General features: G+C 32.5%; 18 protein-coding genes. 17 read left to right on the top strand and 1 reads right to left on the bottom strand.

Going from position 1 to position 21256, the window contains the following annotated elements:
- Window positions 1-66 precede the first annotated feature (66 nt).
- The 4 genes from BUA82_RS10435 to BUA82_RS10420 all read left to right on the top strand — a co-directional run bounded on the left by BUA82_RS10435 (window position 67) and on the right by BUA82_RS10420 (window position 4011).
- On the top strand, window positions 67-474 hold the full coding sequence (locus BUA82_RS10435; RefSeq protein WP_073007531.1) for a C-GCAxxG-C-C family (seleno)protein: 408 nt from the start codon (window positions 67-69) through the stop codon (window positions 472-474).
- A gap of 9 nt (window positions 475-483) precedes the next feature.
- A complete protein-coding gene (locus BUA82_RS10430; RefSeq protein ID WP_073007527.1) occupies window positions 484-1455 on the top strand; it encodes a DNA-3-methyladenine glycosylase family protein in 972 nt (323 codons plus the stop codon).
- Between the two features lie 229 nt (window positions 1456-1684).
- Window positions 1685-3175 carry a 4Fe-4S dicluster domain-containing protein gene (locus BUA82_RS10425; RefSeq protein WP_073007523.1) on the top strand — a complete coding sequence of 497 codons (1491 nt, stop codon included), beginning with the start codon at window positions 1685-1687 and terminating at the stop codon, window positions 3173-3175.
- Between the two features lie 122 nt (window positions 3176-3297).
- Window positions 3298-4011, top strand: a complete 714-nt coding sequence (locus tag BUA82_RS10420) for a TVP38/TMEM64 family protein (RefSeq protein ID WP_073007519.1) — start codon at window positions 3298-3300, stop codon at window positions 4009-4011.
- A gap of 225 nt (window positions 4012-4236) precedes the next feature.
- Here the strand turns inward: BUA82_RS10420 and BUA82_RS10415 are convergent, their stop codons facing one another.
- On the bottom strand, window positions 4237-4887 hold the full coding sequence (locus tag BUA82_RS10415; protein WP_073007516.1) for a TIGR01906 family membrane protein: 651 nt from the start codon (window positions 4885-4887) through the stop codon (window positions 4237-4239).
- Between the two features lie 321 nt (window positions 4888-5208).
- Between BUA82_RS10415 and groES the strand changes: the two genes are divergently transcribed.
- The 13 genes from groES (at window position 5209) to BUA82_RS10350 (ending at window position 21215) form a co-directional block, all read left to right on the top strand.
- A complete protein-coding gene (gene groES, locus BUA82_RS10410; protein WP_073007512.1) occupies window positions 5209-5493 on the top strand; it encodes a co-chaperone GroES in 285 nt (94 codons plus the stop codon).
- A 36-nt stretch (window positions 5494-5529) separates the two neighbouring features.
- On the top strand, window positions 5530-7158 hold the full coding sequence (groL, locus tag BUA82_RS10405) for a chaperonin GroEL (protein WP_073007509.1): 1629 nt from the start codon (window positions 5530-5532) through the stop codon (window positions 7156-7158).
- Window positions 7159-7445: 287 nt separating this feature from the next.
- On the top strand, window positions 7446-8192 hold the full coding sequence (locus BUA82_RS10400; RefSeq protein ID WP_073007507.1) for a prepilin peptidase: 747 nt from the start codon (window positions 7446-7448) through the stop codon (window positions 8190-8192).
- A gap of 186 nt (window positions 8193-8378) precedes the next feature.
- On the top strand, window positions 8379-10064 hold the full coding sequence (locus tag BUA82_RS10395) for a GspE/PulE family protein (RefSeq protein ID WP_073007504.1): 1686 nt from the start codon (window positions 8379-8381) through the stop codon (window positions 10062-10064).
- A 20-nt stretch (window positions 10065-10084) separates the two neighbouring features.
- Window positions 10085-11287: a type II secretion system F family protein gene (locus BUA82_RS10390; RefSeq protein ID WP_073007501.1), complete on the top strand. Its 1203-nt coding sequence runs from the start codon at window positions 10085-10087 to the stop codon at window positions 11285-11287.
- A 51-nt stretch (window positions 11288-11338) separates the two neighbouring features.
- Entirely contained in the window at window positions 11339-11797 is a 459-nt protein-coding gene (locus BUA82_RS10385) for a type II secretion system protein (protein WP_073007498.1), read from the top strand.
- Window positions 11798-11885: 88 nt separating this feature from the next.
- Window positions 11886-13052, top strand: coding sequence for a type IV pilus assembly protein PilM (gene pilM / locus BUA82_RS10380; protein ID WP_073007495.1), 1167 nt, complete (start codon window positions 11886-11888; stop codon window positions 13050-13052).
- Between the two features lie 12 nt (window positions 13053-13064).
- Window positions 13065-13643 (top strand): PilN domain-containing protein, encoded by a 579-nt coding sequence (locus BUA82_RS10375; RefSeq protein ID WP_073007492.1) that lies wholly within the window; start codon window positions 13065-13067, stop codon window positions 13641-13643.
- Window positions 13630-14856 (top strand): GspMb/PilO family protein, encoded by a 1227-nt coding sequence (locus tag BUA82_RS10370; RefSeq protein ID WP_073007489.1) that lies wholly within the window; start codon window positions 13630-13632, stop codon window positions 14854-14856. Before BUA82_RS10375 ends, BUA82_RS10370 begins: the two co-directional genes overlap by 14 nt.
- A gap of 13 nt (window positions 14857-14869) precedes the next feature.
- The gene (locus BUA82_RS10365) at window positions 14870-15706 is read left to right on the top strand and encodes a type IV pilus modification PilV family protein (protein WP_178140723.1); all 837 of its coding nucleotides are present in this window, start codon (window positions 14870-14872) and stop codon (window positions 15704-15706) included.
- Between the two features lie 11 nt (window positions 15707-15717).
- Window positions 15718-17715, top strand: a complete 1998-nt coding sequence (locus BUA82_RS10360; RefSeq protein WP_073007483.1) for a hypothetical protein — start codon at window positions 15718-15720, stop codon at window positions 17713-17715.
- Between the two features lie 11 nt (window positions 17716-17726).
- On the top strand, window positions 17727-18257 hold the full coding sequence (locus BUA82_RS10355; protein ID WP_178140722.1) for a type II secretion system protein: 531 nt from the start codon (window positions 17727-17729) through the stop codon (window positions 18255-18257).
- An 18-nt stretch (window positions 18258-18275) separates the two neighbouring features.
- Window positions 18276-21215 carry a vWA domain-containing protein gene (locus BUA82_RS10350; RefSeq protein WP_073007477.1) on the top strand — a complete coding sequence of 980 codons (2940 nt, stop codon included), beginning with the start codon at window positions 18276-18278 and terminating at the stop codon, window positions 21213-21215.
- Window positions 21216-21256: the final 41 nt, after the last annotated feature.

The following is a 21256-nucleotide window of genomic DNA, read 5'->3' as shown; positions in this document are numbered from 1 at the left end:
CATTTTCATTGTGGATATATTATAATTTATATTAATGGAAATTAATTATTCATAAGGGGGATTTTTATGCTTAAGGAATATGCGTTAAAATACTATGATAAGAATTATGATTTAAATTGTGCGGAAACCATTATGTATGCTGCTAATGAAGCTTACAATTTAAATCTTCCTAAGGAAGTTTTTAAGACTATGTCTGCTTTTGGAGGTGGGCTCGCTGTAGAAGAGGTCTGTGGAGCAATTACAGGTGCAGCAGCGGTTTTAGGTATTATGTTTACTGAGGAGAGAGCTCATGAAAGTGCAAAGATAAAAGAACTTACAAAAGAGCTTATGGAAAGATTTAAAAAGGAACTTAATATGAATAACTGTGCAGAATTAAAAGCACAATATAAAAAAGATGATGAAGTTAGATGCGGTAAAATGATAGAAACCTCAGCAGATATATTGGAGGATATAATAAATAGAGAAAGAAAATAGGTGATATATATGGATTTTAAAAATATAGAAAGCTTTCATGGTGGAGTGATAATTAAGGGTGTTAAAAATTTTGAACTTAATCATACCTTTGACTGCGGTCAATGCTTTAGATGGGAAAGACAAGAAAATGGAAATTACATAGGGGTAGTTTATGGAAGGGTTATAGAGCTTGAAAAGAAAGATGATGATATTATAATCTATAACACCAATATAGAAGATTTTAATTCCTTATGGGTAAATTATTTTGATTTAAACAGGGATTATGGAAGTATAAAAGATAAATTGAGTAAAGACCCTCTTTTAAGTGAAGCTGTGGAATATGGTTATGGCATTAGGCTGCTTCAACAGGATCCTTTTGAGATAACTCTATCTTTTATAATATCTGCAAGGAACAGCATTCCTATAATAATGCGAACTATTAAAAATATAAGCAAAGCATATGGAAAAGCTATAGTGTATAAAGGCGAAACCTATTATGCCTTCCCCACTCCTGAGGAACTTAGAAACCTAAAAGTAGAGGATTATGAGTCTTGTGGAGGATCCTTTAGAAGTAAATACCTTAAAGATACTGTGGATAAAATTAATATGGTTATAGACAATACAAAGGCAGAAGATAAAGGACAATTTACAAGATCTGAAGAAGAACTTAATGAGATATTGAAGTATGATTTAAATAGAATAAAAGCCATGGAAGCTGATGAGTGCCACACTGCTCTTCAAGGGTTTTCAGGTATAGGACCTAAGGTTGCAGATTGCATTATGCTGTTTTCTATGAATAAGTATTCTGCATTTCCTGTGGATGTATGGGTTAAGAGAGCTATGCAATTCTTTTATTTAGCACCAGATGTTTCTCTCCCTAAAATAAGAGTTTTTGCAAGAGAAAAGTTTGGAGATTTATCAGGCTTTGCTCAGCAATATTTATTTTATTATGCTAGGGGAAATCATATTAATATAGATGATAAACCTCAAATTAATATTTAAAGTGAAACTTTAAACCCTCTGAAATTTTAGTGAGGGTTTTTTGCTTAAAAAATATAAAAAATTTTTTTTTGTATAAAATAGACAAATGGCTATTTACAATGATTGTAAATGTTTATAGTCAGAAAATTTTTATTATTATAACTTTGTTAGAAAATTAACGCTATGTGTTATAATTAATGGGTAATTAACATTATGGGTGTACTATATTAAATAGGAGAGTGTTTAATGTATGATTCAATTTGAAACCCAATTAAAAAAATTAAAACACGAAGTATTAAAGCATGTTGCTGTTTTAGCAAAAGAAGATAGACTTACCAAAGAGGAATTAGAAAAGATTCCTTATGACATAATTCAAGGAGACAAGGCACAATATAGATGTTGTGTATACAAAGAAAGAGCTATAGTGCAAGAGAGAGTAAAACTTGCTGCTGGTTACTTCCCTGATGGAGATAAGATTAATGAAGAATTTATCGACATAAGACCTGATGAGCAGATAGTATATGTTATTGAAGCTGCCTGTGACAGATGCCCTATTAATAAATATACCGTAACAGAAGCTTGCAGAGGATGCCTTGCACATAAATGTATGGAAGTTTGTCCTGCTAAAGCTGTTACTAGAATTAATGGACGAGCTTATATAAATCAAGAGATTTGTAAAGAGTGCGGTATGTGTAAGAAAGTTTGTCCTTATAATGCTATATCTGAAGTTATAAGACCTTGTAAGGTATCATGCCCTACAGGTGCATTAACTGTAAATGCTGAGGATAGAAGAGCATTAATTAATGAAGAAGATTGCGTAAATTGTGGAGCATGTATGGCAGCATGTCCGTTTGGAGCGATATCTGACAAGAGTTTAATAGTGCCAGTAGCTAAAGGCTTGGTAAGATATAGAAAGATGTATGCTGTAGTAGCGCCTGCCATAGCTGGTCAATTTGGAATGAAAGTAACCTATGGACAGATAAAGGATGCATTTTTAAAGGTAGGATTTGAAGATATGATAGAAGCTGCTTGTGGTGCTGATGCTGTAACAGAGCATGAATCACAAGAGTTTGTGGAAAGAATGGAAAATGGAGATAAGTATATGACTAACTCCTGCTGTCCTGGTTTCCTAAGCTATATTGAGAAGAAGTTCCCTGATCAAGTGGAAAGAATTTCTGGAGCAGTATCTCCTATGATAGCTACAGGAAGATATATTAAAGCTATGGATCCAGATGCAAAAGTTGTATTTGTTGGACCATGTACTGCAAAGAAAAATGAAGCGGTAAAAGAAAATTTAAAAGATGCAGTAGATTATGTTTTAACCTTTGAAGAAATAATAGCTTTAATGGATGCTTTTGATGTAAACCCTGCAAACTGTGAAGATATTGAAGTGGATGATGCTTCTATATATGGAAGAGGTTTTGGAGCAGGCGGCGGTCTTACAGCTGCTATTCAAGATTACGTTAAAGGAAAAGGCCTAGATTTAGAATTTAAACCTGTTAGAGTAAGTGGATCTGCAGAGATAAAGAAAACTATGACTATGGCAAAAGTTGGAAGATTAGATGGCAACTTTATTGAAGGTATGATGTGTGAAGGTGGATGCATAAATGGAGCTGCTGTTATAGCACCTGCATATAAGTCCAAGGCTGTATTTGCAAAATATAATGCCCAAGCTTCAAGAAAATCTGTTTTAGATAACGAAAAGATAGAAAAATTTCATAATATTAACCTAAATAGATAATTTAAGAAAAATTTAAGGGATATTTTATGTAATATTAACATGCAGTTAAGGACTGCATGTTTTTATTTTGGCGTATAATGGTATAATACTTATTAAATATATATTTAATAGGGGAATTTCTTATGGAAAAGTGGTCAAAGAAGAAAAAAATTAAAACGATTATTTATATACTGTGTGCGGTAGCTTTTTTGCTTATATATATTCATCTATATAGAAAATATGGAATATTCAAAAACCCATCAGAAATAAGAAATTTTATACTTCAATATGGATCCTATGGATTTTTGGTATATATACTCTTACAAATAATTCAAATAGTAGTATTCTTTATCCCGGGTGAAATATTTCAAATTGCAGGAGGATATATTTATGGTTCCCTATGGGGAGGGGTTTTATCACTTATAGGCACAGCCATAGGAAGCACAATTACCTATTGGATTGCCCATAGGTTCGGCAAACCCTTTGTGCACAAAATACTTTCCCGCAACAATTTTTGGATTTTGGAAAAACTAGATAAGCTAGGTAGCAGTAAAAAGCAAAAGAAAAAAATTAATGCGGTGGTGTTTTTACTTTACCTTATCCCAGGAGTACCAAAAGATATACTAGGATATGTATGCGGAATTTCTGAAATAAGCTTTAGGGATTTTATTATCTACTCTCTCATAGGAAGAATCCCAGCTTTGTTCGTGTCCGTATACTTTGGAGAAAAATTCTCCAAAGACAATATCCCACTCCTCATAATAATAGCTGTGGTTATGAGCATTTTGTTCTTAATTGGAGTAGTTTATGGAAAGAAAATTATCCATTCCATGTCGGACGAAGAAATTGAAAATTAATATATTGTAAATTGGACACTTAATTTAATTTAGAATTTAGAATTGAGAATTTAAAATTATGGAGGAAACTCCTGACGGAGTTTCTTTGAATTCAGCTAAAGAAAAAGCGTGAAGCCTTCAGCTTCGCGCTTTTATTTTTTATTTATAAAACGCCTTTAAGGAGTTTTATAAATAATACTATATTCATTAAAATTCCGTAGGAATTTTTTCCTTCATTTTAAATTCTCAATTCTCAATTTTAAATTGCTTCCTTGCTACCTTTTTCATTATTCTTAATATTATAAACTCTAAACATAATAGAGATAATATCAACAATGCACAATGAAAAAAGTAAGCCTCTGGTAGTGCGTTTATTATGGGGTCGGTAGATGGATCGAAGAGCCAGTAGTCGTTGTTGAAGAACATTTTGTGGAAGATAACAAAGGATTTATTAAAATCTACTGCAAAGGGAATTAAAAGTAGTGCAGGCAGCATAATAATCAATATTGAGGATATATTAAGAAATTTATAATCTATTTTTTTATTCTTTTTAGAAGTTATAAATATTAGGGCAAATAGTATAATGCTAAAGTAAAACATAAAGTCTATTTTATTGAAGATGGCTTTTACTTCTTCAAAGTGAATTTCTCCCTGTTTGGACATCTTAAAATCTGGCATAGATAGTTTTTTAATAGAAGATTTTTCTATGTAATCTGTAACGGCTTTATAGTTTTTTACTAAGGTAACTTTATCCATGCCTAATTCTTTATCTAAGTTTAAATAGCTTACATCAAAAGCATAAAGAGGAGTAAAGTTTAATGTGAATTTAATGGTAAAGCCCAAAGCAAAGAAGGATAGCAAAATAGCTAGTACTACATTAATTGTTTTGTTTTTCATAAATAAACACCTCATAATCAGGGTATAATTGAAAGATAATTATAAATGTAATTATATATTAAATAGGAGATTTTTGCTATAATATATAGAGGTATATGTAATAAATTGAAAACTGAAGAAAAAGTAAGTATTCTCTTAATAAATTGATATAAATAGATATAATATCAGTTAATTCCTTATTTAGTTAAAATGTATGATTTGAAATATAATATTTCATTGATTATTATAATAATTGTATTAGCACTCATTACTAAGGAGTGCTAACAAGGAAAGGTATAGTGATTTATAATAATAATTCAAATAAATTAAGGAGGGGTTTAAATGAACATTAGACCACTTGGTGACAGAGTAGTAATTAAAAGATTAGAAGCAGAAGAAAAAACAAAAAGCGGTATAGTACTTACTGGTTCCGCGAAGGAAAGACCACAGGAAGCAGAAGTTGTAGCTGTAGGACCTGGCGGAGTAATAGACGGTAAGGAAATAAGAATGGAAGTAAAGGTTGGAGATAAAGTATTATTCTCCAAATATGCTGGAACAGAAGTTAAAATTGATAACGATGAATTTGTTATCTTAAAGCAAGAAGACATATTAGCAGTAGTAGAATAATATTAAGTTTAAAATTACTAACAGGAGGGAATTAAAATGGCTAAGATGATTAAATTCAGTGAAGAAGCAAGAAGAGCTATGCAAAGTGGTGTAGACCAACTTGCTGATACAGTTAAAGTTACACTTGGACCTAAAGGAAGAAATGTTGTACTTGATAAGAAATTTGGATCACCATTAATAACAAACGACGGTGTTTCTATAGCAAGGGAAATTGAGTTAGAAGATCAATTTGAAAATATGGGAGCTCAGCTAGTAAAAGAAGTTGCTACTAAAACCAATGATGTAGCAGGTGATGGAACTACCACAGCAACATTATTAGCTCAAGCTATTATAAGAGAAGGCTTAAAGAACGTTACAGCTGGTGCAAATCCAATGCAGCTTAGGAATGGTATTAAAATGGCTGTAGATAATGCTGTAGAAGGAATTAAAGGTATTTCAAGACCTGTAGAAGGAAAAGAAGATATAGCAAGAGTAGCTGCTATTTCTGCATCAGATGAAGAAATAGGTAAGCTTATAGCAGATGCTATGGAGAAGGTTGGAAACGAGGGTGTAATCACCGTAGAAGAATCCAAATCTATGGGTACTGAATTAGATGTTGTTGAAGGAATGCAATTCGACAGAGGATATGTATCTCCTTACATGGTTACAGATACAGAAAAAATGGAAGCTGTGCTAGATAATCCATATATACTTATCACTGATAAGAAAATTACCAACATTCAAGAAATACTTCCAGTATTAGAGCAAATAGTTCAATCAGGAAGAAAGCTTCTTTTAATTGCTGAAGATATTGAAGGAGAAGCATTAGCTACATTAGTTGTTAACAAGTTAAGAGGAACCTTTACTTGCGTAGCAGTTAAAGCACCAGGATTTGGTGACAGAAGAAAAGAAATGCTTCAAGATATCGCAATATTAACAGGTGGAGAAGTTATCTCCGAAGAGCTTGGACATGATTTAAAAGAAACTACATTAGAAATGCTAGGTCAAGCTGAAAGCATTAAAGTTTCCAAAGAAAATACCACTGTTGTTAATGGAAAAGGTGATAAGAGCGAAATCCATAACAGAGTATCTATGATAAAATCTCAAATAGAAGAAACAACTTCTGAGTTTGATAGAGAAAAACTTCAAGAAAGACTTGCAAAACTAGCAGGTGGAGTTGCAGTGATTAAAGTTGGAGCTGCTACTGAAACAGAACTTAAAGAAAGAAAGCTAAGAATAGAAGATGCTCTTGCAGCAACAAAAGCTGCTGTAGAAGAAGGAATCGTACCTGGTGGTGGAGTAGCTTACGTAAATGTTATTAAAGGTGTTGCTTCATTAACATCACAAGATTCTGATACTCAAGTGGGCATAAACATCATAGTTAAAGCTTTAGAAGAACCAATGAGACAAATAGCTATAAATGCTGGGGTAGAAGGTTCAGTAGTTATAGAAAAAATTAAAAACAGCGAAAATGGTATGGGATACGATGCTTTACGTGATGAGTATGTTAACATGATAAAAGCAGGTATAGTAGACCCAACTAAGGTTACAAGATCTGCACTACAAAATGCAGCCTCTGTTGCAGCAACCTTCTTAACCACAGAAGCAGCTGTAGTAGACATCCCAGAAAAGAACCCAGCACCAATGCCTGGAGCACCAGGAATGGGCATGGACGGTATGTACTAAAAAATGTGCTAGGCACGTGACAAGTTACAAATGTCATTTGGCTAAATTACCAGTTTAATATAAATATTTAAATACCTCTAGATTAATCTAGAGGTATTTTTGCGCTACAAGGTATTATTCTTTTTGTCTCACATAAAGGACTTATGCAGACTTAAAATAAGCTTAAATTTTATAATAAACTTTAAAAATATCTTTTACTGAAGTATTATAAAAAGGTCAAGAAAAATTAATAATTTATGTTTAGAATTGAATAAATTGGAAAATATATATTGTGGAGGTAGTAATTAATGGTAATTATGATTTTTTTCTTTGGACTTTTTATTGGAAGTTTTCTTAATGTATGCATCTCACGAATACCTTCGGGAGAATCTATTGTATATCCTCCATCTCATTGTTCTAATTGTAAGGTAAGATTGAAACCTTTAGACTTGGTACCGATTTTTAGCTATGGATTTTTAAAAGGACGATGTAGATATTGTAAAAATAAAATTTCTTTAGAATATCCCATTGTGGAACTTATTACTGGGTTTCTATTTGCTTTACTGTATTTAAAATTTGGATTAAGTTTTAATCTTATAAAATATCTTATATTCACATCTTTAGCTATAGTTATTGGAATTATAGATTTTAAAACTCAAGATGTATATTTATCTACTACTGTAACAGGAGGAATATTTGGTGTAATAATTATCTTAATAGAAAAACTTCTATACAATCATAGTATTATGGATAATTTGTTAGGAGCCTTAATACCTGCAGCAGTTATTTCCTTAATAGTGTTTACCACTAAAGGTATGGGAGAAGGGGATATTGAAATCGCTGCACTTTGTGGTTTGTTTTTGGGATTTAGACTATCTATTCTTATGATACTTTTAAGCTTTGTGTTAGGGGGATTAGTGGGAGGTTTGCTTATAGTTTTTAAAATAAAAGATAAAAAAGATTATATGGCTTTCGGACCTTATATAGCTATAGGCACTTTTCTATCAATAATGTGGGGAAACGATATTATATTATGGTATTTTTTATTATTTTAAATATTATAAAATAATATGCGTAATATGTCGAAAAATTGCGTGTTCTCTTAAGAATTTCTAATTGTAAAATTAAAACTTTATTTATATAATGATATTAGGAGAAATTTGAATTATTTGTTAACATATTGGAATTTACAGACTATTATCTAATATTATGCAAATTTTCAATGTTTAAAGGAGATAAGCATGATAGGAATAACTAAGAAAAGATTAGGAGATATGCTAGTAGAGTCAGGAAAAATCTCCATGATGCAGCTTCAAGAAGCTTTAAGACGGCAAAAGGTATTAGGTAAGAAGCTAGGAGAGGTACTTATAGATGAAGGACTTGTAAGTCAAGAAGATATTATAGAAGTACTAGAAAAGCAGACAGGGATAAAAAGAATAAATTTAAATGATATAGAAGTGGATAGAAAAGTATTTAAGGTAGTACCAGAAAGCATATGTTCAAAGCACGAACTTTTTCCTTTCGGTTTTAATGGCAACAAAATAATGGTGGCCATGTGGGATCCTTTAAATATATTTGCTATCGATGATGTTTCTATAGCTTCTGGCTTTGAAGTGGAGTCCTATATTGGTATTAGACAAGAAATTAAAACCTTCATAGAAAGGTATTATTCTGGAGAGCAGGTTTTAAAAGCTGCTGAAGAGCTTTCTAAGGAAAAACTCATGGAAGTAAAAGAAATTGAAGTAAGTGAGTTTGATGATATAAAAAATGCTCCTGTGGTAAAGATGGTAGATTACCTTATTAAAGATGCTGTGGAATCTAGGGCCAGTGATATACATATAGAGCCTTATGAAAAAATAATAAGAATAAGGTATAGAATAGATGGACAGCTACAAGAGGTATCTACATTAACCATAGATACTCTACCAGCTTTAATAACCAGGATAAAGATATTAGCCAATCTTAATATAGCAGAAAAAAGATTACCCCAAGATGGAAGAATTATTACTAAGATAGGTAATAAAGAGTTAGACCTAAGGGTTTCTATACTTCCCATAGTAACTGGAGAAAAGGTAGTTATAAGGGTCCTAAGCCGAGATAGCTACAATATAAACAAAAAACAGCTAGGAATGAGCGAAATAGAGCTTAATAAGCTAGATAGGATAATTAATAGTCCTCATGGCATTGTACTTATTACTGGACCAACGGGTAGTGGAAAGTCTACTACACTATATACAATATTAAATGAAATAAATAAGGGCTGCAAAAACATAGTTACCATTGAAGACCCTGTAGAATATATGATTGAAGGAATAAATCAAGTTAATGTAAATACTAAATCAGGATTAACCTTTGCTACTGGACTTCGTTCTATTTTAAGACAAGATCCTGATGTGGTGATGATTGGAGAAATTAGAGATGGAGAAACTGCTCAAATAGCTGTTAGGGCAGCTATCACTGGACACTTAGTGTTCAGTACTCTTCATACCAACGATGCCCCTTCTTCTATTTTAAGGCTGGTGGATATGGGATTAGAACCATATTTAGTGTCCACAGCAATAAGTGGTGTAATCGCACAAAGATTAGTTAAAAAGATATGCCCTAAATGCAGTGAAGCTTATGAGGCAATAAGTTATGAAAAAAAGATAATGGGCGTGGATAAAGATAAGCCTTTAACTCTGCATAAAGGTAAGGGTTGCGCTTATTGTAATAATACAGGTTATTATGGTAGAACAGGCATATATGAAATAATGGAAGTAACAAGGGAACATAAGGAGCTTATATTAAGCAGCAATAGCAGTGGAGCTTTAAAAGACTTGTCCATAAACCATGGTATGAAAACCATAGAAACGTCTTGTAAAGAACTGGTTTTAAGTGGAGTTACTACTATAGATGAATTAATTAATATAGCATTTTCACTAGACTAGGTGGGAAATGGGGTGTATAAATGCCTAACTATAAATATAAGGCTATGAACAGCAAAGGTGAGCGCTTAGAAAGCACTTACATAGCAAATTCAAAAGATGAAGTTATAGAAATGATAAGCAGCAACAATTTCTACCCTCTTATGGTGGAGGAAGTAAAGCAAGGGATAAAGTTTGACTTTAAGAGTTTTAAAAAGGTAACCACTAAAGATATAGCGGTGTTTTGCAGACAGTTTTATACTATGCTAGATGCCGGATCCACTATAAATAATTCCATACATATATTAGCGGAGCAGCACACCAATAAAAAGCTGAGAGATGCTTTAAATAACATTGAAGAAGAACTTAGAAAAGGGGAAACCTTGTCACAGGCTATGAGAAATCAACAAGGGATATTTCCTGATCTTTTAATAAGTCTGGTAGAAACAGGAGAAGTCAGCGGTACCTTAGATATAATTATGAGCCGTATGGCCATTCATTATGAAAAAGAAAGCAAGATAAACAACAAAATAAAAAATGCCATGATATACCCAGCGGTGCTGTCCGTGGTGGCTTTATCTGTAATAATTTTCATACTATCTTTCGTAATGCCCATCTTCGTTTCCATGTTTGAAAGCAGCGGTGTCGATCTCCCTGCTTCCACCAGGATAATGTTAGGCTTAAGCAAGGGCATTAAAAATTATTGGCTACTTATATTACTCATAGTTATTTTAATGGTTATGGGATTAAGATACTATTTTAAAACTGAGGAAGGACAACTAACCAAAGATAAAATGAAATTATCCTTCCCCATAATTAAAAAGCTTAATGAAAAAATAATAGTATCCAGATTTACCAGAACCCTGGCTACAGTAATCACCAGCGGTATTTCCGTAGTTCAGGGGCTTCAAATAGTATCCGGGGTAGTGGGCAACAAAGTAGCAGAAGAAAGTCTTCTCAATGTAAAAGACAAACTCATAAAAGGAGAAGGCCTGTCAGAACCCCTAAAAGAAACCAAGATATTTCCACCCATGCTATCCTCCATGGTAAAGATAGGAGAAGAATCCGGCGCCCTAGACGAAATCCTAAACAAAACCGCCGACTTCTACGACGAAGAGCTAGAGGCAGAAATTCAAACCTTCACCTCCCTCCTAGAACCCATAATGATAGCAGTAGTGGGAATAATCATAGGAATCATGATAATATCCATAATCCAACCAATGTTTGGAATGTACAATACCATGTAAAGTACATTAACAATAAATTATTAAATTCTTAGCCTGAAGGAGGCCATATAAATGAATAACATTCAAAAACAAAATCAAAAGAAAAAGAGGAAAGGATTTACCCTCATCGAACTAATCATAGTTCTAGCTGTAATGGCAATTATAGCTGCTATTGCTATACCAAACTTTGCTGCTGTAAGAGATAGTTCAAAGAAAAAGGCTGATATTCAAAGTTGTGAAACTATTAAAAGAACAGTTTTAACTTTAGTAGCTGATGATACAATTAAACCATTAAATGGCAAAAAATTAACATTTGTTTCAGGGGATAAATTCGTAATTGAAGCAGATAAGGTTACAGGGGTAACTTTTTCTGATGAGTGGGCTGATGTTAAAGAACAAACTGCAGTTGCAAAGGCGTTAAAGGATGTTAAGGAACCTCAGTTAGGTACCACTACAAATTATATTGTATCAATTGATGGTTCAGGAAATGTAAATGTAACATCTGCAGATCCAGACGTAAAGTCAAAATAACTTGATTAAATTCTCCATCTTTCTAGGGTGGAGAATTATCTAATATAAAAATATTTCTATTATTTATTCTCTCAAAAGGGGTGATTCCATGACTCAGGCTTCAAGGCTTGCTAGGGTTAAGAAGATTTTGACTTCGAACTTATCCACATTAGGTGGAAAGAAGACTACATATAAGACAAAGACCTCAAAGAAAAAATCCTTGTTTCCTAAGACTTTTATTGCTATGGATTTGGGTAGCAGGTATATTAAGTTTGCTGTGGGTAAGGAAAATGGGGAGAGGCTAGTGGTGGACAAGCTTTTTAAGTTGGAGGCTCCTAGGAACACTGTTAGTGATGGAGAGATTTCTGATAAGATAAGACTTACTACTATGATTCAAAATGCATTATTAAATGCAGGTATTAAAGCTAAAGATGTGAACATAACAGGTAATAGTACTCTTATTATAAACAGAGAAATAGTAGTTCCTAAGGCAGAGGAAAGTGAATTAGGTACTTTAATCCAATATGAAATACAGCAATACTTACCTATAAATATGAATGATTACATAGTTCAGTATGATGTGCTGGAAGAGTTACAAAGTGAAAATGTGGACAAGCTTAAGGTTTTGGTGGTTACCTATCCCAAAAGGATGGCCAAGCAGTATTATGATTTAGCTTTAAATAGTAAGCTTAAACCTAATGCCCTAGATGTAAATTACAATGCTATAAAAAAGTTAATGAATAAAAACATATTATTTAATGGAGAAAAAAATAAAAAAGAAGATACCATAGCTGTAGTAGACATGGGAGCAGATACTACAGATGTTACTATATACAAAAATAATGTTCCGGATTTTACTAGAATAGTTAAATTTGGTGGAAATGCTTTAGACCAAGAGATATCCAAATCTTATAACATAGACCTAAAAGAAGCGGAACAAAGAAAAATAACTAAAGCCAACCTTGAAAATATATATCCTATGGAAGAGGATATATTACTAAATGATTTGGTAAAACAATTTTCTCAAGACTTATTAGAAGAACTCCAAAGGATATTTCAATTCTACAGAAACAAGAATGTGGGGAATAATATCAATAAGGTATATATTTATGGAGGTACCTCTAGAATAAGTGGACTAGCTAAATATATGGAGAATGCATTAACCGTCCCCATTAAAAAAATAAGCTACCTAGAAAATATAACCTACTCAAAAACCTGCAACACCGAAGAAATAGATTTATATTTAAATACTTTAGGAACTATTATAAGGCTTTAGGAAGGTGAGAAAATGAGAGATTTTAACTTTTTTCAGCCTTATTTAGGTATTGAAAAAGAATCTAAAAATAAAAAGCACTATGTTTGGGGACTAGCAATACTTATGTCTTCTTTTATTTTAATAAGCCTTATTTGGAATAGTATAAGCATATTCATGCTAAAAGGAGATATAGCTAAACTAGGCTCTGAACTTAAAACCCCAGAAATACAGGAAAACTATAATAAAACCACAGTACTTTTTAAAAGACATGAACTATTAACTAAATACAACAATGAAATTGATGTGATATACACCGCCATAAAGGGAAGAGAAATAGTAAACAGCAACATGATTAAAAGCTTAAGTGATTCACTTCCTAAAGATGTATACTTTAAGAACTTAGTGGTTGATGGACAAGCTATAAGCATAAATGCTGTTTCTAAAAGTAGGATAAACATAGGAGAGTTTCAGCACAACGTAAAGAATTTAAATTTTATTAAAGAAGCCCATGTAAGCAATATAAACTCTAGCTCTGAAGGAAATGCCCAAGGGGAATACAGCTTCAGTATAAAATGTACATTAAAGGATGTTGATGTAAATGAATCTAAGTAAGAGAGAAAAAGCAATGTTAATATTCTTAGGGGCTTTAATTATATTTGTGGGCTATTATAAGTTTGTATCTACACCTCAAAGAAATAAGATAAGTAAATTAAGTGCTGAAAAAACTCAGATGAAATCTAAACTAGATAATATGAAGCTTCAAATTGCTTCCATTGATAAAAAGCAAAGCGATATTAAGATTTTAAACTCCAAGATAGAAAACAAAACCATGCTATTATACCCTTCCATAGAGCAGGAAAAGATAATCATAGAAATAGACAAGCTACTAAATGACAACAAGATAGATGGAAACTTAAGCTTCTCAGAAATAAATTTAGAAGCTGTGGAAGTAAAACCAAAGGAAGAAGTTAAGAAAGCTGTAACTAGCCCCTTAACAGCTATAGTTAATGAATATAATAACTTAACTTCTAAGGGAAAAACACAAGCTGCTAATGGAGCACCAAGCAAAGCTAAGGAAACAACAGCTGCCAATGCGGAGCAAATAAAGATAAACTTAAGCTTCAAAGGTACCTATGAAAACTTTAATAAGCTTTTAGAAAGCTTTGAAAATTATAATAGAAAGATAGCAGTAACAAACCTTTCTATATCTCAAAACACTGTAAATGAGATATCTGGTACAGCTGCTCTAGAAGTCTTTGCAGTGCCAAAAATCACCGATGAAGATGCAGAGTACATGAAATGGGGATATGAAAACTCCTATGGGAAAGTAAATCCTTTTGCAGGAGGTTCCACTGGAGTTTTTAATAACACTATAGAAGAAGCATCAAAACCAAAGGCTGAAAGCTTCGACTTTGCCCTTTCTGCCAGAGGAATAAACTCTGATCTTCCTACCTTCATGCTGGGGAAAGCTAAGGATGAGGGGAAAAAGACCTATGTATATGGGGATAATGCTAACACCGAAGAGGTAGAGATAGTCTTTACTAAGAAAGATAATAATTATTACTATAAATACAAAACCAGCAAAGGAAGCTATCCTTTAAATTATGAAGGAGAAGGAGCAAGCTTTACCCCTTTAACTTCAGAAATCATAATAAAGGCTTTTTCATCTAAAAGAAACAATGGAGAAGACAAGGCTTCCGCAAATATTAAAATCATAAATAAAACAGATAAGAATATCACTGTATTTATTGAAGGTGATGACAAAGATAAACCTAGGATATCCATCACTGGTGATGCGGGTAATGTGGATGTTAAGAGAAATTAAAGGAGGTGTGAGGATGAACAAAAAGTATAAAGTAAAAAAAGGGATAACACTTTTGGAAGTCCTCATTAGCCTTGCCATTTTTGCCATAGTGGCTACCCCTATAGCTACCATGGTAATAAAAACTGTTACCATAAACCAAGCTGCGGAAAATAAGCAGAAGGCTATGATAGCAGCTCAAAAGGTTATGGAAGGGGTTAAAGCTGTGCCAGAAGAAGAGATTATCAATTTAGTTACCTATGCTTCAAAGCTTGATTTAAACATAGTTAAAGATGAAGGGAAGAAAGACAGCTTTAGTATTAGCGGAAAGAAAGATGGTTATTTAATAGAAGGACAAGTAACCCCTGTGGAAGAATACTTATTTAATGATGCAAAAAATCCACAGGAACCCATAAAATTTGATGTGGAAATAGATATTGTAGGTAGACAAGGATCCCATGATATTAAGGTTAAGTATAAAGACAATTACTTTATTGAAAGTATAACTACAAAGACTATTGATATAGTAAATAATAAAAATGAAATAGTAATAAACGGAAGAAGTTTTAGTAAGGCAAATGACTTTAATAATATGATAAAAATATCCTTGGATAAAAACACTAAAAGCGATTTTACTGTGAAGGGAAAAAATCAATTAGAAAAAGAGTTAAGTATATTTTGTTATAAGGATGTTAATAGTAATGCAAATATAAATGTAGAAAATAATGGAGGGATATTAAAGGCATATAAAAACTTATACACCTCCAATAATTCATATACAAATACCAGCAGAATTTATAGAATTCTAATTAAAGCCACTGACAAAAAAGGAGAAGCCTATGAGGTTTCAAATTATAAATCAGTGCAGCAGTAGGGGGGGATACTATGATTAACAAGGTTAAAAAAGGTTCTTCTTTGGTATCTGTGCTGGTTACTTTAGGGATATTAATAACAGTGGGAACTGCTGTTATGTCCCTATCTGTGTCTGATTATAAATCTAGGATCTTGGAAAGTAAAAGGGTAAAAAACCTTTATGAATCAGAGTCAGGATTAGAAGAAGCTTATGGAGTTTTAGGAAGTATTGTAGATGAAGCTGTTGATGAAGGCAATAAAAAAGTGGACGAATATATGGTTAACCTTAATGAAGTATTAAAAGAAGACAACATAGTAAAGGTACAAAATTCTGTATTTAAACCTTCTTATAGAGAAAACGTGAAATCCAATATAGATAAGATTATGGAAGAAGACTCAGGAATTATTTTAAATCATAATGAGAATTCTCCTGAGGTTAAGATAATTACCTTAAAAGAAGATATAAAATTTAATGATAAAGGAATTTTGACCTTAGTGTTACAGTCTAGCTTTACCACGGAGTCTCCTGAGGGTAAAAAGCAGCAAAGGATAATTAAAGCCACTTATAATATAGAAACTCCTGACTATAATAATCCGTATGCTGTGGAAACTGAAAAGATATCTGTACCCATGAGAAGTATATGGAGCAAAGCCTTAGTAGTGGAGAAAAATTTAAACGCTAATGGTGACTTAACTGTGAATGGGGATATCTTTGTAAGAGGTAACACCAATAGCGGTGGAGATGAAGGTATTATTATTTCCGGGGGAAATAATTCTATAAATATAAGTGGTAATGCAGTAACTTTAAAAGATACTTTATTATCCTCACCATCAAACACTTTCAATATGAATAATATAAACGGAAATCTCTATACAGGAAGTTTATCCATACAAAAATCCGCTTCAGATTCTAAAATTAATATAAAAGGCAGGGTGTATGCTAATAATGACTTGGTTCTTAATGGCGTGCAGTCTAATATTACCATAGAAAAGGGTTTTTATGGATTTAACGATGTCAGTGGATTAAAAGAAGTCGACAACAAGGAGAAAAACTCCAGCTCCATATTAGTAAATGCTAGGGACATAGGCAATGGCTCTAGCATAACCATAGGCGGAGAGGCCATGCTTATGGGAACAGCTTATATAAAAACCGACCCTAACTACCAAACAGGGGAGTCTGTAGCCATAAAGGGTAACTATAGGGCATACTCCGCGCCATTGCAATCTGACCCTGATAAAAATCTAAATGAAGATAATGTAGTACTAGAATATAGAAGTCCCTTGCAATTAGTAACAAAGTTTAAAGATAATACTGAATTGAATTTTAAAGATAAAAGTAAATATTTTGAATTATACTCTAAAACAGAAAAGAATAAGCTAAAGATTAACGGAATTTCCCTTCCTGATAAAACTATTAGAAGTGGAAGCATAATAAGCACTGATTCTAAGGGGAAAGCTGTGGTGCTAGGGGAAAACTACACTAATGATGAACTTTCTAATATCAAGGCTAAGAAGGATAATTACTCACAAGCCGTGGGGGAAGTTGATGCTATAACTCAAGAGATAGATTTTAATAAAATAAATCAACCTATAGAGGTCATTACAAGCTCAAAGGATGAAACGGAAGTTATTTATGTAAAAAATGATAACAAAGCTATAGTGCTTACAAAAGAAGGCTACAATTCTGCTAGTGGAGAGAAGGTTTATTTAAAAGATGGTAAAGGAAAAGGTATAATTATAACTAAAGGGGATGTTTATTTAGATGGTCCTATAAACTTTTCAGGAACCATTATTACAGAAGGTAACCTTATAGTTACAGGCGTTGGTAAGAAAGAACTTAATTATGATGCTGAATATCTAAAAAAGCTTATAGCATTAAATTTAAATAAGTTTGAAGGGCTATTTAAAAAACCAGCACCCAGCGATTATCAAATGGTGGAGATAAGATCTGATATTAAATCTGATAATAAAGTAATCAGCACCCTTAGAAATAACTATATAACCACACAAAATTGGAAGATAATTAAATAGAGGTGAGCATATTGAAGAAAATCACCCAAAAAAGAAAGGCTTTTACATTATTGGAGCTTATTATAGCCCTTGGCATAATGGCGCTGGTTTCAGCCATAATATTACCTTTTTTCCTGGGAAATTATAAGTCTTTAGATGAAACCAGTGCCAGGTCTGAACTGCAGCATGAAGCACAGACGGTAAATTCCCTTACATCGCAAAAACTCATGGAAGTAAAAGAAATTAAAGAAATTAAGGACATACATAATTTAGATGCAATAGATAGTAGTTTAGAAGTTAATCTAAAATATTTAATCTATCTTGATGGTGAGCGTAAAGAGAACAAACTAGAACTTGTAAACAACAAACTAGAATTTATCGAAAACTCCACCGCAAGCAGAAAAGCAACCGGAGGAAATATAGAAAGCATCTTTATAAAACCTTTATCCGAAGGTAAAGCCTTCAAAGAAACTCAAGGAGTAACTTTAAATATAAAATTTAAAAATGAAAAACGTGAATATTCTATAGAAAATATAATTAATTTTAGAAATAAATCTAAATAGTAAACAGGAGGTGACCACATGAAAAAACATCACCCATTTAAGGTAAAGTTTACTTTGATGTTAGTCGTAATTTTCACCCTAAGCCTCATAGCCTTCTCTCAAAGGGCAAGCTCTAATATTAACGTTCCTGACATAAAGGTTATAGTATCTCAAAATTCGATAAAAGCAGGGGTTAACGAAGAATTCACTATAAATTACCATTTTGAACCCCAGCCTATCCCCATGGAGCTTATTAGCCCTCAAACCGATAAAGAAATAGTGTTGGTTATAGATACTTCTGGAAGTATGAAAGACCCTATAGGCAAAAATGACAGTACTATAAGGATGAATGCCCTCAAGTCGGCAGCAAATAATTTTATAGACAAGTTTTCAGAAATAGATAATGTTAAAGTAGGTATTGTTACCTATTCTACCCAATCTAAAATAGAAACTACTAAGTACTCAAAAAATGGAATGGTTAGTTCAAAAGAGAAGAACAATCTTAAGGCTATAATTAAAGGGATGACTCCAGATGGAGGAACTAATATTGGTGATGGACTAAGAACTGGAAGTAGTTTATTTTCCACTAATCCATCAACTAAAAAATACTTGGTATTTATGTCAGATGGAGAACCAACAGCATTAACTTATACAGGTGATGGAGGATATTATTATTACGATTGGTGGGGAGATTTAAGGTATCAAGTGGTAGAGAGTACAAATTTTGCTGGACGAAGAACCAAGGAATATATGTGGGGAAAAGATAATACTGAAAACAAGAGATGGAACTATTATTATAATATTTATGAAAATGATTATGATATAAAATATGGTGTGTATGGTGGTACTTCTGAACCGGCTGATAAAGGTTTTGCTCTTAAATATGCTAAAATAATGGCTAGGAATGTGAAAGATATGGGAATTAAAAACTTTGTTATAGGATTTAGTGAAGGAGCTAGTGAGAAGAAACTTATGGATATTACTAATGCCGCGAATGGATTGTATTATGGGGCTACAGATGCTAATGCTATAAACGAGGTTTATTCTCAGATTGCAGATCAGATTAAGGCGGATTTTGCTACAGAAGATGTGAAGATAAACTTTAATTTGCCGGAAGGAATTGAGTATGCTGGTTCTATGAAAAATATTGATGTAAATGGCACAAGTTTTGCCCAGAGAATACCTGATATTAAGTATAAGCTTAATAAGGAGGCCAAGAGGTATGAAGCGGATCCTTTTGATATTTCCATTACTTTAAAGGCTACTAAAAGTGGAGTCTATGATTTAAGCAATGAAGGGTGGAATATTAGCTATAAGGGCGTTAATTCTAATATAATAAATAAAATATTCCCTTCGGTAAACATTGATATATCTAAGTATAATATGACTTTTATTATGAATAGAAATATAGTGGAAAATAACAATAAGATAAATTTATATAAGGATTTTCAAATGGAATATAAAATAACTCCAAATCCTATTAAGCCATCTGATAGTTTCGTATCAAAGCCTAAGGAAGTTGTGCTTGTGTTGGATGCTTCAAAGAGTATGCTTGAAGGTTTTAATGGCGAGGAAAAAACATCTGTATTAAAGGAAACCGCTAAGGCAGTTATAGATAGATTTAATGGAAACACTAATGTAAAAGTAGCTTTAGTTAGCTATAATTCTGGAGCTATAGTAAAGGATTTTGGAAAATCTCAGTATCTTATAAGCAGTAATAATAAAGATCAAATTAAAAATGCCATAGAAAACCTTACTATAGGTGAAGGCTCAAATACTGGAGATGCCATTAGAAAGGCCTTATGGGTTCTAGCCAACAATAATGATGCGGATAAGCATATCGTGGTCATTGGAGATGACAAAACTGATTACTATACCCATGAGAAAGATCAGCCCAATAATTTATATACTGAATTAAATAATGAAGCTTTAGGCACTAAAGCACAGTATGCTCCTAGCACTGTTCCTAATGAGGATAATAAGATCCTTTCGGAGGAATACGCTAGAATTATGGCTGGAGCGATAGTAAATCAGAATTACCGCATTAGCTCTTATTTTATCACCTTAGGAGAAAAGGGTGATAATAATCTTTTTAGCGAACTAGCTTCAAAAACTAATGGTATGTATATAGATCATAGAAGAACTAATAAATTAGATTTCCAAAATTCTATGCTAGATATAGCAGATGAAGTTAGAGCTCAGTTTGTAATTAAGAACCCTAAGCTTATTGAAACCCTTCCAGAAGGAATAACCAGCTCACAGGGAGCCAACAAGATGGAGATAGTTCTTCCAAGTTTAGTTTATATTTATAATAATGCCACTAAGCAATATGAATCTAAAGGCATTACAGCGACTTTAGATCTTAAAGGAAATAAAATTGGTACCTATAATTTAGTTGAGGATGCCGCTATTAACTATACGGATATTGAAAAGATTAATAGAAGTCTTACCTTTCATCCATTGCAGCTTTCTATTGTAGATGAATACATCTTAAAACAAGGACTATTTACTAATAAAGCTACTAGCTTTGGAACCCTTGGAGAGAATTATCTTCTTAATGATTCTAATGAAGTATCGGAGATTGCTGAGGATTTTACCGCTAAGGTAGGTACTTATGTGAGAACTTCTGGGCAGCCTACAAGGGTTAAAATAATCATTAACAAGGATCAAAATAGCAATATTCAGAATATCAATATGGATTCCATAAGATTATTTAAAGTAACAGAAAAAAATGAACTTGAAGAGATAAAGGATTTTAATTTTACAAATGATAAAGTTTTAGACAATTATAGAGAGATAACAGTTAGCCTTCCTCCAGGAGATACTTCAAAATATAATCACTTTATTATAAATTATAATTTTTCTACCACAAATAAAGGCGTTGAAGGTGGAAATATTAATTGTAGTGCGGTTATTGAAGAAGTTAATAGGAGCAATGATTTTATACTAAAATCTGTAATGCTGCCGGATGTATTTTAATGAATATGGTGAGTATAACCTTTACATTATGATAAATTTAC

The organism is Clostridium amylolyticum, from assembly GCF_900142075.1.
Classification (GTDB): Bacteria; Bacillota; Clostridia; order Clostridiales; family Clostridiaceae; genus Clostridium_AA; species Clostridium_AA amylolyticum.
Note: the sequence above shows the minus strand (reverse complement) of the source record. Positions and strands in the feature narration are given on the sequence as shown.

Bases quoted from the DNA above. Each gene is read 5' to 3' on its own strand.
- BUA82_RS10400 (WP_073007507.1), top strand. From the start codon at position 7,446: ATGGTAATTATGATTTTTTTCTTTGGACTTTTTATTGGAAGTTTTCTT.
- BUA82_RS10360 (WP_073007483.1), top strand. From the start codon at position 15,718: ATGATTAACAAGGTTAAAAAAGGTTCTTCTTTGGTATCTGTGCTGGTT.
- groES (WP_073007512.1), top strand. From the start codon at position 5,209: ATGAACATTAGACCACTTGGTGACAGAGTAGTAATTAAAAGATTAGAA.
- groL (WP_073007509.1), top strand. From the start codon at position 5,530: ATGGCTAAGATGATTAAATTCAGTGAAGAAGCAAGAAGAGCTATGCAA.
- BUA82_RS10415 (WP_073007516.1), bottom strand. From the start codon at position 4,887: ATGAAAAACAAAACAATTAATGTAGTACTAGCTATTTTGCTATCCTTC.
- BUA82_RS10370 (WP_073007489.1), top strand. From the start codon at position 13,630: ATGAATCTAAGTAAGAGAGAAAAAGCAATGTTAATATTCTTAGGGGCT.
- pilM (WP_073007495.1), top strand. From the start codon at position 11,886: ATGACTCAGGCTTCAAGGCTTGCTAGGGTTAAGAAGATTTTGACTTCG.
- BUA82_RS10425 (WP_073007523.1), top strand. From the start codon at position 1,685: ATGATTCAATTTGAAACCCAATTAAAAAAATTAAAACACGAAGTATTA.
- BUA82_RS10435 (WP_073007531.1), top strand. From the start codon at position 67: ATGCTTAAGGAATATGCGTTAAAATACTATGATAAGAATTATGATTTA.
- BUA82_RS10430 (WP_073007527.1), top strand. From the start codon at position 484: ATGGATTTTAAAAATATAGAAAGCTTTCATGGTGGAGTGATAATTAAG.
- BUA82_RS10390 (WP_073007501.1), top strand. From the start codon at position 10,085: ATGCCTAACTATAAATATAAGGCTATGAACAGCAAAGGTGAGCGCTTA.
- BUA82_RS10420 (WP_073007519.1), top strand. From the start codon at position 3,298: ATGGAAAAGTGGTCAAAGAAGAAAAAAATTAAAACGATTATTTATATA.
- BUA82_RS10365 (WP_178140723.1), top strand. From the start codon at position 14,870: ATGAACAAAAAGTATAAAGTAAAAAAAGGGATAACACTTTTGGAAGTC.
- BUA82_RS10385 (WP_073007498.1), top strand. From the start codon at position 11,339: ATGAATAACATTCAAAAACAAAATCAAAAGAAAAAGAGGAAAGGATTT.
- BUA82_RS10375 (WP_073007492.1), top strand. From the start codon at position 13,065: ATGAGAGATTTTAACTTTTTTCAGCCTTATTTAGGTATTGAAAAAGAA.
- BUA82_RS10350 (WP_073007477.1), top strand. From the start codon at position 18,276: ATGAAAAAACATCACCCATTTAAGGTAAAGTTTACTTTGATGTTAGTC.
- BUA82_RS10395 (WP_073007504.1), top strand. From the start codon at position 8,379: ATGATAGGAATAACTAAGAAAAGATTAGGAGATATGCTAGTAGAGTCA.